General features: G+C 71.8%; 14 protein-coding genes. 9 read left to right on the top strand and 5 right to left on the bottom strand.

The features are described from left to right. The 5 genes from ACYVO2_RS36160 to ACYVO2_RS36140 form a co-directional block, all read left to right on the top strand. On the top strand, positions 1-693 hold a 693-nt coding region (locus ACYVO2_RS36160; RefSeq protein ID WP_461012363.1), incomplete at its 5' end, for a thiamine pyrophosphate-dependent enzyme. A 69-nt stretch (positions 694-762) separates the two neighbouring features. Beyond that, positions 763-2133 (top strand): cation:proton antiporter domain-containing protein, encoded by a 1371-nt coding sequence (locus tag ACYVO2_RS36155; protein ID WP_461012362.1) that lies wholly within the window; start codon positions 763-765, stop codon positions 2131-2133. A gap of 114 nt (positions 2134-2247) precedes the next feature. After that, a complete protein-coding gene (locus ACYVO2_RS36150; protein ID WP_461012361.1) occupies positions 2248-3390 on the top strand; it encodes an acyl-CoA dehydrogenase family protein in 1143 nt (380 codons plus the stop codon). Next, the gene (locus ACYVO2_RS36145; RefSeq protein ID WP_461012360.1) at positions 3387-4865 is read left to right on the top strand and encodes an amino acid adenylation domain-containing protein; all 1479 of its coding nucleotides are present in this window, start codon (positions 3387-3389) and stop codon (positions 4863-4865) included. Before ACYVO2_RS36150 ends, ACYVO2_RS36145 begins: the two co-directional genes overlap by 4 nt. Continuing rightward, positions 4865-5434: a flavin reductase family protein gene (locus ACYVO2_RS36140; protein ID WP_461012359.1), complete on the top strand. Its 570-nt coding sequence runs from the start codon at positions 4865-4867 to the stop codon at positions 5432-5434. Before ACYVO2_RS36145 ends, ACYVO2_RS36140 begins: the two co-directional genes overlap by 1 nt. A gap of 180 nt (positions 5435-5614) precedes the next feature. Here the strand turns inward: ACYVO2_RS36140 and ACYVO2_RS36135 are convergent, their stop codons facing one another. The 5 genes from ACYVO2_RS36135 to ACYVO2_RS36115 all read right to left on the bottom strand — a co-directional run bounded on the left by ACYVO2_RS36135 (position 5615) and on the right by ACYVO2_RS36115 (position 11097). Further along, positions 5615-5911, bottom strand: coding sequence for an acyl carrier protein (locus ACYVO2_RS36135; protein WP_461012358.1), 297 nt, complete (start codon positions 5909-5911; stop codon positions 5615-5617). A 142-nt stretch (positions 5912-6053) separates the two neighbouring features. After that, positions 6054-7715 carry an NAD(P)/FAD-dependent oxidoreductase gene (locus tag ACYVO2_RS36130; RefSeq protein ID WP_461012357.1) on the bottom strand — a complete coding sequence of 554 codons (1662 nt, stop codon included), beginning with the start codon at positions 7713-7715 and terminating at the stop codon, positions 6054-6056. A 106-nt stretch (positions 7716-7821) separates the two neighbouring features. Further along, the gene (locus ACYVO2_RS36125) at positions 7822-8481 is read right to left on the bottom strand and encodes a DedA family protein (RefSeq protein ID WP_461012356.1); all 660 of its coding nucleotides are present in this window, start codon (positions 8479-8481) and stop codon (positions 7822-7824) included. Positions 8482-8771: 290 nt separating this feature from the next. Continuing rightward, positions 8772-9728 (bottom strand): SDR family oxidoreductase, encoded by a 957-nt coding sequence (locus ACYVO2_RS36120; RefSeq protein WP_461012355.1) that lies wholly within the window; start codon positions 9726-9728, stop codon positions 8772-8774. A gap of 274 nt (positions 9729-10002) precedes the next feature. Continuing rightward, positions 10003-11097 carry a cytochrome P450 gene (locus ACYVO2_RS36115; protein ID WP_461012354.1) on the bottom strand — a complete coding sequence of 365 codons (1095 nt, stop codon included), beginning with the start codon at positions 11095-11097 and terminating at the stop codon, positions 10003-10005. A 611-nt stretch (positions 11098-11708) separates the two neighbouring features. Here ACYVO2_RS36115 and ACYVO2_RS36110 point away from each other — a divergent pair. The 4 genes from ACYVO2_RS36110 to ACYVO2_RS36095 form a co-directional block, all read left to right on the top strand. After that, positions 11709-12647 (top strand): SDR family oxidoreductase, encoded by a 939-nt coding sequence (locus tag ACYVO2_RS36110; protein ID WP_461012353.1) that lies wholly within the window; start codon positions 11709-11711, stop codon positions 12645-12647. 367 nt (positions 12648-13014) lie between these two features. After that, entirely contained in the window at positions 13015-14775 is a 1761-nt protein-coding gene (locus ACYVO2_RS36105) for an NAD(P)/FAD-dependent oxidoreductase (RefSeq protein ID WP_461012352.1), read from the top strand. Between the two features lie 37 nt (positions 14776-14812). Beyond that, positions 14813-16471, top strand: a complete 1659-nt coding sequence (locus tag ACYVO2_RS36100) for an NAD(P)/FAD-dependent oxidoreductase (RefSeq protein WP_461012351.1) — start codon at positions 14813-14815, stop codon at positions 16469-16471. Between the two features lie 210 nt (positions 16472-16681). Next, positions 16682-17859, top strand: a 1178-nt coding sequence (locus ACYVO2_RS36095; RefSeq protein ID WP_461012350.1) for a molybdopterin oxidoreductase family protein, incomplete at its 3' end; no start/stop codon positions are given.

The following is a 17859-nucleotide window of genomic DNA, read 5'->3' as shown; positions in this document are numbered from 1 at the left end:
AACCTCAAGATCCTGCTGTTCAACAACCGCATCTACGGGCTGACCAAGGGCCAGTACTCCCCCACCTCCGAGACCGGGAAGATCACCAAGTCCACCCCCATGGGCTCGCTCGACGGGCCGCTGAACCCGATCTCCCTGGCCCTCGGCGCGGAGGCGTCGTTCGTGGCGCGGACGATCGACTCCGACCGCAAGCACCTCACCAGCGTGCTGCGCCAGGCCGCGGAGCACCCGGGCACGGCGCTGGTGGAGATCTACCAGAACTGCAACATCTTCAACGACGGCGCATACGAGCTGCTCAAGGACAAGGAGAGCGCCCTGGAGGCGCTGATCCGGCTGGAGCACGGGCAGCCGATCCGCTTCGGCGCCCCCGCCGCCGACGGCCTCGGCTCCAAGGGCGTGGTCCGCGACCCGGCCACCGGCGACCTGACCGTCGTCGACGTCACCGAGGCCGGCACCGACGCCGTCCTCGTCCACGACGCCCACTGCGCCAGCCCCACCACCGCCTTCGCCCTGTCCCGCCTCGCCGACCCGGCCACCCTCCGGCACACCCCGATCGGCGTCTTCCGGGACGTCGCGCGGACCGTCTACGACGACGCCATGGCCGAGCAGCTCGAGCAGGCGATCGACGCCAAGGGCAAGGGCGACCTCGCCGCGCTGCTCGCGGGCGCCGACACCTGGACCATCCGGGCCTGACGCCCCGCGGCTCGCACCCGCACCACTTTCCCCACGCCCCGTCCGTATCTTTCATCCACTGGAGTTCGAGTGAGCAGCAAAGAGGAACACGCGGAGTGGATCGTCACCGTGGCCCTCGGTGACATCGCACTGGTGCTCGCCGTAGGCGCGCTGTTCGTGTGGCTCGCCCGCCGCGTGAAGCAGCCCGCGGTGATCGGCGAGATCACCGCCGGCATCTGCCTGGGCCCCAGCCTCCTCGGGCTCTTCCCAGGCGACTTGCCCAACCGGCTGTTCCCAGCCGAGGTCCGGCCCTATCTGAACGTGGTGTCGCAAGTCGGCCTGCTGCTGTTCATGTTCATCATCGGCTGGGAGTTCGACGGCGGGAAGCTGCGCGGCAAGCGCAAGGCCACCGGGACGATCTGGCTGTGCTCCATCGGGCTGCCACTGACGCTCGGCATGGGCCTGGCCGCGCTCATCTACGAGTCGCACGACTCGGTGAACGGCAAGCACGTGGACATGCTGGACTTCTGCCTGTACCTGGGCGTCGCCATGTCCATCACGGCCTTCCCCGTGCTCGCCCGGATCATCTCCGACCAGAAACTCCAGTTCAGCCGGGCCGGTTCGCTCGCCCTCGCGCTGGCCGCCGCCGACGACGTGCTGGCCTGGTGCATGCTCGCGTTCGTGGTGGCGCTGGTCACCGCGGGCGGCACCAGCGCGTTCATCGGCGTCATCATCTGGTCGGCGGTCTACGTCGTCGTGATGTTCGCGGTGATCAAGCCGCTGCTGGCCTGGACGGCGCGCCGGGCGAGCGCGGCGCTGCGGCCCTACCTGGCCGTGCTGACCGCCGCCGGCGTGTTCTGCTCGTCCTACGTCACCTCGGAGATCGGCATCCACGCGATCTTCGGCGCGTTCCTGTTCGGCATCATCATGCCGCGCGACCCCGACGGCAGCCTGCACGAGGCCGCGATGGTGCCGCTGGAGCACGTGGGCCGGGTGCTGCTGCCGCTGTTCTTCGTGGTCACCGGGCTGAAGGTGGACCTGACCTCGCTCACCCTCTCCGGGCTGTGGGAGATGCTGGCCATCATCACGGTGGCCTGCCTGGCCAAGCTGGGCGGTGTGGCGATCCCGGCGCGGCTCACCGGCATGAAGTGGCGCGAGGCCACCACCCTGGGGCTGCTGATGAACACCCGGGGTCTCACCGAGCTGATCATCCTCAACGTGGGTCTGAGCCTGGGCCTGCTCAGCACCCAGCTCTTCACCTCCATGGTGATGATGGCGCTGTTCACCACGGCCATGGCGGCGCCGCTGCTGTCGATGCTGCTGAAGCGGGCGGCCGACGAGGAGGGCCTGGAACGGGCGCCGTACGACGCCGCCGCGCCGTCCGCCGCCGCCTCCACCGCCGCCGCCGAGCCCGGCGCCGAGCGGTCCCTGTCCGCCCCCAAGGGCGGCGACCACCCCTAGCCCACCCCGCGCCGCGTCCCGTACCCGACCGGGCCGCGCGGCGACGCACAGCCGCCAAGCACCGGTCCGGGCCGCACGTCGGATCAGGACCGCCCGACCACCTGGGGAGGAACCGTGGAGTTCGGCTGGACCAGCGAGCAACGGGCCCGCTACGACGAGACCCTCGCCGCCGTGCGCGAGGCGTTCCCCGCCGACACCGCACCATCGACCGAGTACTTCACCAAGGACGACTTCCGGCGCCTGGGCAAGCTCGGTCTGCTGGGCCTGTCCATCCCCAAGGAGTACGGGGGCGGCGGATTCGGCGCGCTGGAGACCGCGCACCTGGTGGAGGCGCTGGGCCGCGGCTGCGCCGAGACCGGGCTGGTCTTCGGGGCCAGCGCGCACCTGTTCGCCTGCGCCATGCCGATCGTGGACTTCGGCAGCGAGGCGGTGCGGCGCAGGGTGCTGCCCGGTCTGGCGTCCGGTGAGCTGATCGCCGGCAACGCGATCACGGAGCAGAACGCGGGCTCGGACGTCTCCAGGCTCGCGGTCACCGCGCGCCGGGTGGACGGCGGCTGGGTGCTGGACGGCGAGAAGAGCTTCATCAGCAACGGCCCGGTCTCCGACGTGTTCGTCACCTACGCCACCACCGACGCCAAGGCCGGCCCGTTCGGCGTCACCGGCTTCGTGGTGGACCGGTCCGCGCCCGGCGTCACCCCGAGCGAGCCGTTCGACAAGATGGGGCTGCTCCAGTGCCCCGCGGGCAGTGTCCGCTTCGACGGCACGTTCGTCCCCGACGAGAACGTGCTCGGCGAGCCCGGCCAGGGCGGCTGGATCTTCCAGCACTCCATGGGCTGGGAGCGGGCCTGCCTGTTCGCGGGCTACGTGGGCCTGACCGACAGGGTGATCGAGACCTGTGTGGCGCATGTGCGCGGGCGGCGCCAGTTCGGGCGGCGGCTGTCGGAGTTCCAGGCGGTCTCCCACCGCATCGCGGACATGAAGCTGCGCCTGGAGAGCGCCCGGCTGCTGCTGTACCGGGCCTGCTGGGAGATGGACACCGGCGCCCCGACGAAGACGCTGTCCATCGCCCTGTCCAAGCTGGCCGTCTCCGAGGGCGTGCTGGCCAGCGCCCTGGACGCGGTGCGGCTGTTCGGCGGCCGCGGCTACCAGCGCGCGGAGCGCATCGAGGCGGTGCTGCGCGACGCGGTGCCGTCGGTCATCTTCTCCGGCACCTCCGACATCCAGCGGCAACTCATCGCAAGGGAGCTCGGGCTATGAAGCCCATGAGGCTGCACCAGTTGCTCATCGAGTCGGCGCGGCGCGATCCCGGCGCCGTCGCCGTGCACGGGCCGGACGGCCCGATGACCTACCGGGACCTGGACCGCCTCGCCGACCGCTACGCCGCCGCCCTGCTCGGCCAGGGAGTGCGGCCGGGCGACCGGGTGGTGATCTGGAGCCACAAGAGCACCGAGGCAATCGCGGTGATGCAGGCCGCGCTGCGCGTCGGCGCCATCTACATCCCCGTCACCGGCTCCAACCCGCCGGCCCGGCTGACGAAGATCACGGCCAACGCCGAGCCCGCGCTGGTGGTCGCCGACGAGGACGCCGCGTTCCGCGCCCGCAAGGCGAACTGGGACGGCGCGTCCCTGATCAGCCTGGAGGAGCTGCGCCGCAGGGCGTCCGACGGAGCCCGGCCCAGACCGTACGAGAACGAGCCGGACGAGCCCGCCTACATCCTGTACACCTCGGGGTCCACCGGTGACCCGAAGGGCGTGTGCCTGTCCCACCGCAACGCGCTGGCGTTCGTCGAGTGGGCGGCGGCGGAGGTGCAGGTGGGGCCGGGAGACCGGCTGTCGAACCACGCGCCGTTCAACTTCGACCTGTCCGTCTTCGACCTGTACGCCGCCTTCCTGGCCGGTGCCTCGGTGCACCTGGTGCCGCAGGAGATGGCGTACGCGCCGGAGCAACTGGTCGAGTTCATGCGCGAACGCGGGATCACGGTGTGGTACTCGGTGCCGTCGGCGCTGAGCCTGATGATCCGTGAGGGCGGCCTGCTGGACGGGCCGCCGCCGCCCGCGCTGCGCGCCTGCCTGTTCGCGGGCGAGCCGTTCGCCATCCACCACGTGCACGCGCTGCGCAAGGCGTGGCCGGGTGTGCGGCTGCTCAACTGGTACGGGCCCACCGAGACCAATGTGTGCACCTCCTACGAGGTCACCGACGCCGACCTGGAGCGCGACCGCCCGGTGCCCATCGGGCGGGCCTGCTCCGGCGACACGGTGACCCTCGACCCCGGCGACGGGGAGGAGGGCGAGGTCGTGGTGGACGGGCCGACCGTGATGCTCGGCTACTGGGGCCGTGAGCCGCACCGAGGCCCGTACCGCACCGGTGACATCGCCAGGCGGAACCCCGGCGGGGACCTGGAGTACGCGGGGCGCCGCGACCACATGGTCAAGGTCCGCGGGCACCGCATCGAGCTGGGCGAGATCGAGGCGGCCATCGCCGCGCTGGACTCCGTGTCCGACGTGGCGGTCCTGGTCGTCGGCTCCGGTCTGGAGGCCCAGTTGCACGCCGCCGTCGTGCCGTCGGAGACGCAACGTCCTTCCCTGCTCAACGTCAAGCGCGCTTGCGCGGAAAGGCTGCCGACCTACATGATCATCGACAGGCTGCACATCCTCGAGGACCTCCCAAGGACCGCCAACGGCAAGACCGACCGAGCGCGGCTCACCGCGGCCGCCGAGGCAGGTGAGCTGTGATGACGCTTCCCGCCGACACCCCCTCCGCCCTGCTGCCGCAGGACCCGGCCACGATCGGGTCGCTGCCCTCCGTCGACCTCCAGACGTTCCGCTTCGTGATGGGCTCCTTCGCCAGCGGCGTCTCGGTGGTCACCACCATGGACGAGCAGGACCGCCCGCGCGGCCTGACCTGCTCGGCGATATGCAGTGTCTCCGCCGACCCGCCGCTGCTGCTGTCCAGCGTGGACAACCGCAGCGGGACGCTGACGGCGATCCTGGCGACCGGCAGGTTCGCCGTGAACATCCTCGGCTCGCAGGGGCAGGCGGTGTCCCAGTTGTTCGCCTCCGGCGCCGAGGACAAGTTCGAGCGGGTCCGCTGGGAGCCGGGACGCTTCACCGGCAGCCCGCTGTTCGGCGTGACGGTGGCGCACGCCGAGTGCGAGCTGTTCAACGCGGTCGAGGCCGGGGACCACACCCTGCTGATCGGGCGCGTGGTCAGCGGCGCCAGCGAACAGGACCGCACGCCGCTCGCCTACTGGCGCGGCTCCTACGGGCGGGTGCTCCAGGAGACCGGCCCGCGGGTGGGCTGAACCCCGCCCTCCCACCGCTGCCGCCGGCGCCCTCCCCCTGACCGGGCGCCGGCGGCAGCGGCGTTCCCGGCGGCGGGAGGGCAGCTCGCCCGCGTGCGCGCGCCCGGTGTCCGGCAGTGCCGGGCACCGGGCGCGCGGCGGTGCTCAGGGCGCCCGGCGCGTGCGGGGAGCCGGCGGTGCTCAGGGCGCCGGGGTGTTCCGCTGGAGCGGGCGGGTGCCGCGGCGGGCGTACTCCCGGGCCAGATAGCCCGACAGCGCCTCGATGGTGGGGTGGCGCCGCACCACGCCCACGTCGAGCTGCTGCCCGAACCAGCGCTCCAGGTCGGTGACGACGCGCACCGCGTCCACCGAGTCGATGTCGAGTTCGTCGATGTAGGTGTCGCCGGTCAGCTCGGCCGCGGGCATGCCGAGCCGCGCGGCGAAACGTTCCACCAGCCAGTCCTGGATCACCCGCTGCACCACGGAGTGCTCGATCACCGCTGCCTCCTCCCTGTCGGACGCCGGCCCGCTTTCCAGTATCCGCCGACGGGCGGCCAAAGGGGCCCGGTGCGCGGCCGGGCGCACGGCGGCGCCCACCGCGCACACGCGGTGGGCGCCGCCGCCGGTCACCCGGGTGGCGTCAGCGGCTGGAGGCCGACGTCACTCCGCTGACGTTGTCGCGGGTCAGCAGCCTGCGGAAGTCCGCGGGCGCCTTGGTCTTCACCCACCACAGCATCTTCAGCCGCTTGGGGAGGGTGAAGTGGTACACCCGGGCGTCGGGGTCGCCGAAGGCGTACAGCGGGGGCACGAACTCCTCGCCGCGCAGGTCCGCGAAGATCCGCGCGGCGGCGGTGCCGGGCTCCAGCTCCCCGGCGCGCACCCGCTCCACCGTCTCCAGGGTGCGGTCGATGATCTCCCGCAGCCCGGCGGGCGCCTGGAACCAGATCCCGCCCAGCTCGAACCGCTCCACGGGCTCCCAGTCGCCCGCGATCTCCGCGTCGAGGCGGGCCCGCTTCAGCGACAGGTCGGCGAGGATCTGCCACAGCAGCCACACCCGGGAGAAGGCGTTCCACAGCGGGAAGTCCTTGCTCGCGGTGCGGGCGGCGCGCAGCAGGCGGTCGTTGAAGTCGCCGAGCACCTCCTGGAAGCGGGCGACGCGGGTGAACGGGCTGACGGCCCAGTTGTCCCGGCGCACCGCGGGGATGAGCACCGACGCCAGGGCGTGCACCATCTCGGTGGCCATGGTGACGTCCCGGGAGAGGAACATGTCGTTGCGGGCGGCGGTGCGCTCCAGCGCGAACCAGCGCTCGCCGTGGGTGGTGGCGGCCGTGCGCTGGTAGAGCGGGGCGACGGTCCACGGGCACACCGGGGTGGCGCCCTCCAACTGCCGGGCGAGGTCGGGGTAGCGCTCGACGACGGCCCGCAGCGCCTTGTCGGGGTCGTCCGGCAGGTCGCCGAACTCGTCCGGGTCGACGCTGAGGGTCACGCTCGTCACCGGGTTGCGGCCGTCCTTGTGGTTGTCGAAGCGGACGAGCTGCACCCAGCCGCCGTCGAACAGGTGGTGCACGGTGCCGTGCGACCAGGGGCTGACCTTGTCCTGGCGGCTGGGCGGCAGCAGCTCCTCGGTCGGCGCGACGCCGCGCATGCGGGTGGCGTAGACCCGGGAGCGGTGGGCGAGCCGCGGCTCGGGGTCGTCGCCGCCGTGGCGGCGCAGCAGGGGCGAGTCGGGGCCGGTGCAGTCCACCAGGTAGGAGGCGCGGTAGACGTGCCCGTCGGTGGCGCGCACATGGCCGAGGTCCTCGTCGGTCCAGGCGTCGGCGACGTACACGTCGTCGGGGGCGAGGGCGGCGCCGTAGCGGGCCGCCAGCTCGCGGGTGTAGCGGTCCACGGTGGGCCGGTACAGGTGCCACTCGCCGTGCTCGTTCGGCACGTTGAACTGGACGGTCTCCCGGGAGTCCTGCGGCTGGCCGGGGCGGTGGTAGAGGAAGCCGAGGCTCTTCTTGACGCCGCTGTCGGCCCGCACCTCGCGGGGCAGCTCGGGGAAGAGGCTGAACGCCGAGATCTCGGGCACCTCGAAGCGCTTGGCCAGCAGCAGGAAGACCTCGGCGGTGTACGGCACGGTGGTCTCGCCCGAGGGGGCGCCGTCGTCGTCGGCGCCGCGGATGATGAGCACCCGCACGCCCTGGCGGGACAGCACGGCGCCGAGGAGCCCGGCGGACAGGGTGCCGCCGAGGATGGCGACGTCGTACTTCTCCGCGGGATCGGCCGTCCTGGCGTTCCCGGGGGATTTGATGGCCTTCATCGAATGCTCCCGTCCTTCCGACGTGCCTGCCGCGGCCCCGCCGTCGGCGACGGCGGGCGGGAGCCCTCACCATGACTGTCCGCGGGCGAGCGGAGGTTGAGGCCGCCTAGACCGTCCACCCGCGCTCACCGCGCCCGGCGGGGCGCGGTCCGCCCGGGGCCCGGCGGGCCAGCAGGCGGCGGATCCCGGCGCGCACGAGCAGCACCGCGACGAGGGCCGCGAGCAGCAGCGCGGCGCCCTGGGAGGCGGACTGCCGGACGCGGTCCCAGCCGTTGCCGGCGGCGAATCCGGCCAGCACCCAGCCCACGGCCCACACGGTGCCGCCGACGGCGTTCCACATCAGGAAGCGCCGGAAGGGCAGCCGGGCGGCGCCGCTGAGCACAGGCACCAGGGTGCGCAGGACGACCACGAAGCGGGCGCCGACCACGGCGGCCCCGCCCAGCCTGCGCAGCAGCTCCTCGGCTCTGGCCAGGTCCTTGGACTTCACCAGCCACTCGGGGACGCGGGCCAGCAGGGGCGTGCCGCAGCGCCGGCCGACCAGGTAGCCCACGCCGGGGCCGACCACCGCGCCGAGCACGGCGGCGGCCAGCACGGCGCCGATGGGGGCGGTGCCGTGGTAGGCGAGCACACCGCCGGCCATCACCGCGGACTGGCCGGGGAGGAACACGCCGGGGAAGGCGGCGGCCTCCAGGGCGGGGAGCAGGAAGACCAGTGTCACGGTGATCCACATGGGCAGGGTCAGCAGCCACTCGACGACGTGGTCCATCACTCACACCTCCCGAGGACACGAATGTGACGTGCCGTGCGGTGGCGTCTCGCCCCGGTGGGCGAACTATTTCATCGCCTAATGAACTTTACCTCCGTATGGCGCTCCCGCAAACCGGGCCTGCCCGCCTCCGGCCTGCCCGGGGGCCCGCACTCCGCTTCCCCGGGGCCCGTGGGACCCGGGGAAGCGGAGGCGGAGGGGGGTTCTCACCCCGGTTCAGACCGGCTCAGGGCGGTGCGGCACGGACGGGACCGGCTCGCGCCGCCTCGGCGGGCGGGACCGGCGGCGGGTCAGGCCGCCTCGCGGACGGGCCGGCGCTCCGGCATCGGCAGGGCGGTGGCCGCGGGGGCGCTCTCCCCGGCCCGGGCCCCGAAGACCGGGGGCAGGGCGAAGACCTTCAGGCGGATCTTGTCGTACAAGCGGTCCGGCGCGTACTTCACGACGGCGGCCAGCGGACGCGCCGACTTGCCCACCAGGTAGCGCGCCTTGGGCCGCGGCGAGACCATCGACCGCTCCACGGCCTTGGCCACGGCCTCGGCGGAGGTGCCGAGCCTGCGCACGTGCATGGCGGCCTGGGTGAGCATCGAGCGGTAGGCGTCCTCGTACAGGAACCGCTCGTGCTCGCCGAACTGCTTGATGTTGTCCAGGCCGCCCTGCTCCAGCTTGTCCACCGCCGCGGTCTTGATGGACGCCGGCTCGATGAGCACGACGCGGATCCCCCACGGCAGCAGCTCGACCCGCAGCGCGTGGTTGAGGGCCGCGAACGCCCACTTGGAGGCGTTCAGCGGCCCGGCGAACGGCATCACGACGCGGTTGCCGATCGAGCCGATGTTGATCAGGCGGCCCGTGGTGCGGCGCAGTTGCGGCACGAACTCCTGGATCATGCGCAACTGCCCGAACAGGTTGATCTCGAAGCACTCGCGCACCGTCGCCATGGGGACGACCTCGGTGGGCGAGGTGATGCCGACGCCGGCGTTGTTCACCAGCCCGACGGCGCCGCGGCCGTCGGTGGCCTCCAGGACCCGCTCGGCGGCCCGGGTGATGTGCTTCTCGTTGGTGACGTCGAGGACGAGGGGTTCCAGCGAGCCCTGGGCGGCCCGGCATAAGTCCTGGCCGTGCTGCTCCGTGCGCACCCCCGCGAAGACCTGGTACCCCCCGCGCGCCAGCCGCAGCGCGGTGGCCCGACCGATGCCGGTCGAGCTGCCGGTGACGACGACGGCGCCTTTGGGAGAGGCTGCTTTGCGCATGTGTTGCTCCTTGGGCTTCGTTCCTTGGACAAGAAGCGGCGCGCCACCGACGGGAAAAGGGGTGGCGGCACCACCGCGCCCCAGGTGGGGAGCGGCGGTGCCAGTGTGGCCGGACTCATCCGAGCAATCGCCGGGGGAGAGTGGAGTTCCACGGGAGCGGTGCTGAGACGGGAGGGGACGAGGGTGCGCGAAGACGGCGACGGCCGCCCGCCGGCCGGTGGGTCCGGCGCGGGCAGCCGTCGGCGAGCGGCGGGCGCTCAGCGGGGCGTGCGGGTCACCAGTCGACGGGCATGGCCTCGAGGCTGCGCATCGCCGCGTGGGGCTTCAGGCGCAGGTCGTTGACGTCGCCGACCAGGTGCAGCCCGGGGAAGCGCTGGGTCAACAGGCGCAGGCCCTCCTGCATCTCCAGGCGGGCCAGGGGCGCGCCCACGCAGAAGTGGATGCCGGCACCGAAGCCGAAGTGCGGGTTCCACTCGCGGGTGAAGTCCATCTCCTCGGGGTTCTTGAAGACCTCCGGGTCGCGGTTGCCCGAGTCCATGACGGGGATGACCGCGTCCCCCGCCTTGATGGTGACGCCGCTGAGCTCGACGTCCTCCTTGGCGATGCGCGGGAACCCGCCGCCGATGTCGCTGCGGCGCACGGTGCGCAGCAGCTCCTCGACGGCGGACGGGACGGAGTCGGGGTTCTCGCGCAGCCAGTCCCAGCGGTCGCGGTGGCGCATGAGGGTGACGATGAAGGAGCCGAGCAGGGTGGTGGTGGTCTCGTGCCCGGCGACCAGCATGAGCACGCTCAGCGCGAGCAGCTCGTCGTGGTCGAGCCGGTCGTCCTCGTCCCGGGCCGAGATCAGCGCGGTGAGCAGGTCGTCCTGCGGGTTCTCCCGCTTCTCCCGGATCAGGCCGTCGAAGTACTCGGTCAGGCTGCGGTAGCCGCGGGCGACCATCTCCGGCTGCGTCGGCCCGCCGACGGCCTCCTCGGACCAGGTGAGGAAGTTGGCGCGGTCGGCCTCGGGCACGCCCATCATCTCGCTGATGACCAGCACGGGCAGCGGGAGGGTGAACAGCTCGACCAGGTCGGCGGGGCGCGGGGAGTCGGCGAGGGTGTCGAGCAGGCCGTCGACCAGGCCCACCACCCGGCCGCGCAGGCGCTCGACGCGGCGGGCGGTGAACGCGCGGGAGACCAGCCGCCGCAGGCGGGTGTGGTCCGGCGGGTCGAGGCCGATCAGGGACTTGTTGAGGATGGCCGCGGGCGCCAGCCGGGAGGCCTCGGACTGGGCGGCCAGCTCACGGCTGAACCGCGGGTCGACGAGCACCTTGCGCACATCGGCGTATCTGGTCACCAGCCACGCCTGCGCCCCGTTCGGAAGTTGCACACGGGTCACCGGAGCCTTTTCCCGCAATTCCGCGAACTGCGGCGGGAATTCCAACAGGTCGTCCGGTGCCGGAAAGGGGAACGCTATGACTCCCTGGCCTTCGCTCATACTGACCCACCCATCTGGAAGAGCGGCCGCCGTTCCTGCCGCGGCAGTCGCTGTACAAAACGAAATCCGATGCCAACGTAACGATCCGGCCACGGAGCAGCGGTCGAGCCCGGACGGAGCTGCCCCGGCTCCAGTGGCGGTGCAGCGGGATTTCAGCGGGAATGGAGAGTGCCGGCGATGCCGTGTGGGCAAGGGGTAGGAGCCCTCGAACCGCCCGGTGACGGCTGTCCGGTATCCGGCACGGGGCGCGCTCGAGCCGCGCCCGAGCGCCCTGTCAGCCGGGAGCGGAATCCCCCCGTTTACGTTGGCAGCACGCTCGACTACGTTTGAGCACGGCTGTCGACAAATCCACGGTCGCGCCAATGACGCCCGCTCGGCGTTCACCATGCCCGCATCCCCCGTCGACATGCCGCGCGGCCCCGCGCCGAGATTCGCCGGGGGCACCTGTAGGCGGCACGTTTCCGCACCTGTTCCGATCCACCACATTAGGGGTGAGTCAGCCCATGCGAGAATCAACGCACGGCAAAGAAAGTGTGGTCATCACCGGGGCGTCCACCGGTATCGGTCGTGCCTGCACGCTGTACCTGGCGGAGAAGGGCTACCAGGTGTTCGCCGGCGTCCGCAGGAAGTCCGACGGCGCCTCGCTGGTCTCGGCGGCGCGCGGCACGGTGCACCCGCTGCTGCTCGACGTCACCGACGCCGACCAGATCCGGGCCGCGGGCGAGCAGGTCGAGGAGCTGACGGGGGGCCGCCTGCTGGCGCTGATCAACAACGCGGGCATCGGCATCCCCTCGCCCACCGAGCTGGTGGACCTGGACGTGCTGCGCCGTCAGTTCGAGATCAACGTCTTCGGTCAGGTGGCGGTCACCCAGGAGTTCTGTCCGCAGTTGCGCGCGGCGGGCGGCCGGATCATCAACATCGGGTCCATCGGCGACCGGCTGACGATGCCCTTCGCCGGCCCGCTGAACGCCTCCAAGCACGCCTTCGCCTCGCTGAACGACGCGCTGCGCTTCGAGCTGCGGCCCTGGGGCCTCCACGTGGTCCTGATCGAGCCCGCCGCGATCCGCAGCAGCGCGGCCGGCGGCGTGGAGCAGGAGGGCCGGCAGGTCATCGAGGCGTTCACGCCGCGCGGGCGCCACCTGTACGAGGACGCCTTCCGGGCGATGCTGGCCCGGATGACCCAGCAGATGGACAAGATCGGCGCGCCGCCCATCGACGTGGCCAAGGTGGTGCACCGCGCCCTGGTCGCGAACCGGCCCAAGACCCGGTACCTGGTCGGCAAGCCGGCGCGTCCGCTGGCCGCACTGGCCCGCTGGGCGCCGGACCGCGTGTTCGACCAGGTCAAGACCCGGATCTTCGACCAGCCGCGCGGCTTCGGCGCCCGCGGCACGGACGCCCCCGACGACCTCGCGACCGCCCGGCAGGCACGGCGGGCCTCCTGAGGTCCGGTGGAAGGCGCGGGGCGCGGCCCGCCGCGCGCCTTCCACCGGTGCGGCGGACGCGTCCGACAAGGCGCCTCGCCAAAGCTCAACCGGGGTTCGAGGACTGTTTTGGAAGCTGCCCCCTGACCCGAGACACCGGCCTTTCGCTGACTGGGGCCGGGGTTCCCCCGCGTCAGCCGGCAAGCCGCTGGAGAGGAAATCACCGCGCGTCAGGTCGACTGACCGCATGCGACCAGGCGAGCGGCCTCGCGGACCCACGCTCCGGGAACCGCGCGTCGGTTCTGCACCAAGCGCCACCCGGTCCCGTCAGGAATACGGCGGGTTGCTCGAAGCAATTGCGCCCGCCCATGATTCGGAGGATGTCTGCATGCCCAGGAGCACCAGGACGACGAAGCCGACGAAAACGGAGCGCCCGGACACCGACGTGGTGATCCTCGGCTCGGGCCTCGCCGGGGCGGCACTGGCCTCGGTGCTGTCCCGCAACGGGGCCAATGTGCTCATCATCGACGCGGGCAAGCACCCCCGTTTCGCCATCGGCGAGTCCACCATTCCGTACACCTCGATGCTGATGCGACTCGTCAGCGAGCGGTACGACGTTCCCGAGATCAAGTACCTCACGACGTTCGAGAACGTGCAGGGGAAGATCACCTCCACCTCCGGCATCAAGAAGAACTTCGGGTTCCTCTACCACCGCGAGGGCGAGCGCCAGAAGTTCCACGAGGCCCACCAGTTCCCGATCCCCCGCATCACGCACATCGAGAACCACTTCTTCCGGCAGGACATCGACGCCTGGATGCTCAACGTGGCGGTGAAGTACGGCGCCCGCATCCTCCAGCAGACCAAGATCGTCGATGTCTCGTTCACGGACGCCGCCGCCACCCTCACCGACGAGCGCGGCAACACCTACACCACCCGCTTCGTCGTGGACGCCAGCGGCTTCCGCTCTCCCCTGGCGGAGAAGCTGAACCTGCGGGACACCCCCACCCGGATGCGGCACCACTCCCGCTCCCTGTTCACCCACATGGTGGGCGTCACCCCGTACGACGACCTGCTCCCGAAGGTCTCCCACGGGCACCCCACCCCGTGGCACCAGGGCACCCTGCACCACCTGTTCGAAGGCGGCTGGGCCTGGGTGATCCCGTTCGACAACCACGCCAGGGCCACCAACCCGCTGGTCAGCGTGGGCATCAACCTCGACCCGCGGATCCACCCGGACTTCGACGGCACGCCGGAGGAGGAGTTCCGGGCCTTCATCGCCCGCTTCCCCGACGTCCGGCGCCAGTTCACGGACGCCGTCGCGGTCCGCCCGTGGGTGCGCACCGGCCGCCTCCAGTACTCCTCGAGCAAGACCGTCGGCGCCCGCTGGTGCCTGACCTCGCACGCCGCGGGCTTCGTGGACGCGCTGTTCTCCCGCGGCCTGTCGAACTCCTTCGAGGTCATCAACGCGCTCTCCAGCCGGCTGCTGGAGGCGCTGAAGGACGACGACTTCACCGAGGAGCGCTTCGAGTACGTGCAGCGGCTCGAGCAGGGCCTGCTGGACTTCAACGACAACCTGGTCGCCAACGCGTACACCAGCTTCGGCACCTACGAGCTGTGGGACACCTGGTTCCGCGTGTGGTCCCTGGGCCAGATCATGGCCACCTTCGAGATCAACAGCGCGTACGCCAAGTTCCTCAACTCGCGCGACACCCACGACCTGGCCGGCCTGGAGGCCATCGCCCCGGCCGGGTCGATCTCGGACTACGCCCCGCTGCGCCAGCTCATGGCCTTCGTCTCCGACCAGGTGCAGCAGGTCTCGGAGAAGCGGCACGACCCGCAGGTCGCCGCCAAGGAGATCATGGCCGCACTCCAGAAGGCGGACTTCGTCCCGCCGGCGTTCGGTCTGGCCGACCCGGACAACCGCTGGTTCAACGCCAGCCCGCTGAAGGTCGCCGAAACGATCAAGTGGGCCCGCAACACCGCTCCGAGGGACATCGGCCCGGTCGTGGACGACGGCTTCTCGCTCTTCATCAAGAAGCGCCTGTCCCGTGACGAGTTCGACCTCGCCGAGGAGCTCAAGCACATCGCCGCGACGTGGCCCGTCATCGGCCGCAAGCTGCGCTCCCCGCTCGGCGAGCACTGGTCCTGACAACCGCGCCCATCGACCTCTCTAGGAGCACCCGCTCATGATCTCGAAGCAAAACCGGTTCGACGTGGCCATCATCGGCGCGGGCCTGGGCGGCTCCATGCTGGGCGCCGCCCTCGCCCGCAACGGTGTGAAGGTCCTGCTCATCGACGGCGGGGTGCACCCCCGGTTCGCGGTCGGTGAGGCCACCATCCCGTACACCAACGTCTCGCAGCGCATCATCGCCGCCCGCTACAACCTGCCCGAGCTGACCACCCTGTGCACCCTGAAGGACTGCGCGAAGACAATCGGCCCGACCTTCGGGACGAAGACCCACTTCGGCTTCCTCAAGCACGAGCAGGGCAAGCCGCAGAACCCGCGGGAGACCAACGAGTTCCACACCCCGGGCCTGCTGCACGAGGCGCACCACCTGTACCGGCAGGACGTGGACGCCTGGGTGTTCCACCTGGCCGTGCGCTGCGGCTGCACCCCGCTCCAGAACTACAAGGTCGCCGACGTGGACTTCGACGGCTCCGGTGCGACCGTCCACGGCGAGAACGGCACGGAGTACCGCGCCCGCTACGTGGTCGACGCCAGCGGCTACCGCTCTCCGCTGGCGAAGAAGTTCGACCTGCGTGACGAGATCCCCCGGTACAAGCACCAGTCCCGGTCGATGTTCACCCACGTGTACGGCATCACCCACACCGACGACCTGTGGCCGGACCGCAAGCCGGAGTACGTGCCGCCGGTGCCGTGGTACGAGGGCACCGTCCACCACATGTTCACCCGCGGCTGGGCGTGGGTCATCGGGTTCGACAACACCCCGCTGTCCCGCAACCCGCTGTGCTCGATCGGCCTGACCGTGGACCCGCGGATCTGGCCGAAGGAGCCGGGCATGTCGGTCCAGGAGGACTTCGACCGCATCACCGGTCTGTTCCCCGACATCAAGCGGCAGTACGCGGGTGCCACCCCGGTCCGCGAGTGGGTGTCGACCGAGCGCCTCCAGTACTCGTCGAAGCAGACCGTCGGCGACCGCTGGTGCCTGCTGTCCCACGCCGCCGCGTTCATCGACCCGCTGTTCTCCTACGGCCTGGCCAACACCGGCGACGCCGTGAACAAGCTGGCCTGGCGGCTCATCCGGGCCTGCAAGGACGACGACTTCTCGGCGGAGCGCTTCGACCACCTCGAGCAGTGGCAGCAGGCCCGCTTCCACTACAACGACGAGATCGTCAACGCCGGCTTCACCGCGTTCGACCACTTCGAGTTCTGGAAGGCGGTCTTCCGGGTCTGGGTGTGGGGCAACAACTACGGCACCTTCCGGGCGCGCGCCGGCCTGACCAAGTTCGAGGAGTCCGGCAACGACCAGCACTTCCGCGACCTGGAGAAGGGCCAGTACCTGGGCTACGACTGGCCGGACCACGAGGGCTTCAAGCACCTGTTCGACACCATGGTGGAGAACGTGGACAACGTCCAGGCGGGCAAGATCACGTCCGGCGAGGCCGCCGAGAACCTCTGGGACGTCATCGAGAACGCCAACTTCATGCCGAAGCCCTTCGGCTTCCAGGACCGCAGCGTGCACTTCATGAGCCCGAAGCCGCCGGTCATCGCCAAGACCGCGGTGTGGCTCATGCGCCACGGCGACCCGCAGGTGCGCAAGATGCTGCTCAAGAGCGGCCGGCAGGCGATCAAGCTGCGGCTGACCGGCGGCAAGATCTTCTGAGCACCTCGCCGCGCACGCCCGTGCGCGGGTCCGGCGGCGCCCGGACGGCCGGACCGTCCGGGCCCCGCCCCGGCCCCGCCGGCGGACGAGGCAGCAGGACGTGACCGAGAGAGGGCGGCGGGCACCCAGCCCGCCGCCCTCATCCTGCCCGCCGCGGGATGCCCCGGCGCCGGGGCGCACCGCTGCGGCCGATGGAAGGCGGTCAGGAGCATGTACACCCCTTCACCGGAGACGCGGACGACACGGGAGACCCCCGGGCACGCCGACCCGGGGCACACCGACGCGGGGCCGGCCGCCCCGCAGGCCGGCACCGGCACCGGCCGGACGGCACCACCGGGAGCGGGCCGGCCCACCCACTGCCCGTACTGCGCCCTCCAGTGCGCCACCTCCCTGGTCCCCGGCGGCCCGCACCGGGTGCGCGTCGAGCCGCGGGACTTCCCCGTCAACCGCGGCGGCCTGTGCCGCAAGGGCTGGACCGCCCCGGCCGTGCTGACCGCCGCCGACCGGCTGACCACCCCGCTGCTGCGCGAGGGCGGCGAGCTGCGCCCGGTGGGCTGGGACCGCGCGCTGGACGTGGTGGCCGCGGGGATACGGGCCGCCCGGGACGCGGCGGGCCCCGACGCGGTGGCCGTCTTCGGCGGCGGCGGCCTGACCAACGAGAAGGCGTACCAGCTCGGCAAGTTCGCCCGGGTGGCGCTCGGCACCTCGCAGATCGACTACAACGGCAGGTTCTGCATGGCCTCGGCCGCCGCCGCGGGGATCCGCGCGTTCGGCCTGGACCGCGGCCTGCCCTTCCCGGTCACCGACCTGGGCGGCGCCGAGGTGGTGCTGCTCGCCGGGGCCAACCCGGCGGAGACGATGCCGCCGCTGATGCAGCACCTGGAGCGCGCCTGCCTGGTGGTGATCGACCCGCGCCGCTCGGCCACCGCCCGCCTCGCCGTGGAGCGCGGCGGCGTCCACCTGGCGCCCGCGCCGGGCACCGACCTGGCGGTGGCGCTGGGGCTGCTGCACGTGGTGCTCAACGAGGGCTGGTGGGACAAGGAGTACGTCACCGAGCGCACCACCGGCGTGGAGGAGGTCCGGCGGGCCGCCGCCGCGTGGTGGCCGGAGCGGGTGGAGCGGGTCACCGGCGTGGGCGCCGCCGAGCTGCGGCGCACCGCGGAGCTGCTCGGCCGCACCCGCGGCGACGGCGGCGGGGTGTACGTGCTCACCGGCCGCGGGGTGGAGCAGCACCACACGGGCACGGCCACCGCCGCCGCGTTCGTCGACTTGGCGCTGGCGCTGGGGCTGCCGGGGCGGCCGGGCTCCGGGTACGGCTGCCTGACCGGGCAGGGCAACGGGCAGGGCGGCCGCGAGCACGGGCAGAAGGCGGACCAGTTGCCCGGCTA

The organism is Streptomyces capparidis, assembly GCF_054782095.1.
This window is presented reverse-complemented; position numbering and strand designations above follow the sequence as displayed.

Excerpts from the sequence above, each read along its gene's own strand:
- ACYVO2_RS36145 (WP_461012360.1), top strand. The coding sequence starts at position 3,387 with ATGAAGCCCATGAGGCTGCACCAGTTGCTCATCGAGTCGGCGCGGCGC.
- ACYVO2_RS36140 (WP_461012359.1), top strand. The coding sequence starts at position 4,865 with ATGACGCTTCCCGCCGACACCCCCTCCGCCCTGCTGCCGCAGGACCCG.
- ACYVO2_RS36130 (WP_461012357.1), bottom strand. The coding sequence starts at position 7,715 with ATGAAGGCCATCAAATCCCCCGGGAACGCCAGGACGGCCGATCCCGCG.
- ACYVO2_RS36125 (WP_461012356.1), bottom strand. The coding sequence starts at position 8,481 with ATGGACCACGTCGTCGAGTGGCTGCTGACCCTGCCCATGTGGATCACC.
- ACYVO2_RS36120 (WP_461012355.1), bottom strand. The coding sequence starts at position 9,728 with ATGCGCAAAGCAGCCTCTCCCAAAGGCGCCGTCGTCGTCACCGGCAGC.
- ACYVO2_RS36110 (WP_461012353.1), top strand. The coding sequence starts at position 11,709 with ATGCGAGAATCAACGCACGGCAAAGAAAGTGTGGTCATCACCGGGGCG.
- ACYVO2_RS36105 (WP_461012352.1), top strand. The coding sequence starts at position 13,015 with ATGCCCAGGAGCACCAGGACGACGAAGCCGACGAAAACGGAGCGCCCG.
- ACYVO2_RS36100 (WP_461012351.1), top strand. The coding sequence starts at position 14,813 with ATGATCTCGAAGCAAAACCGGTTCGACGTGGCCATCATCGGCGCGGGC.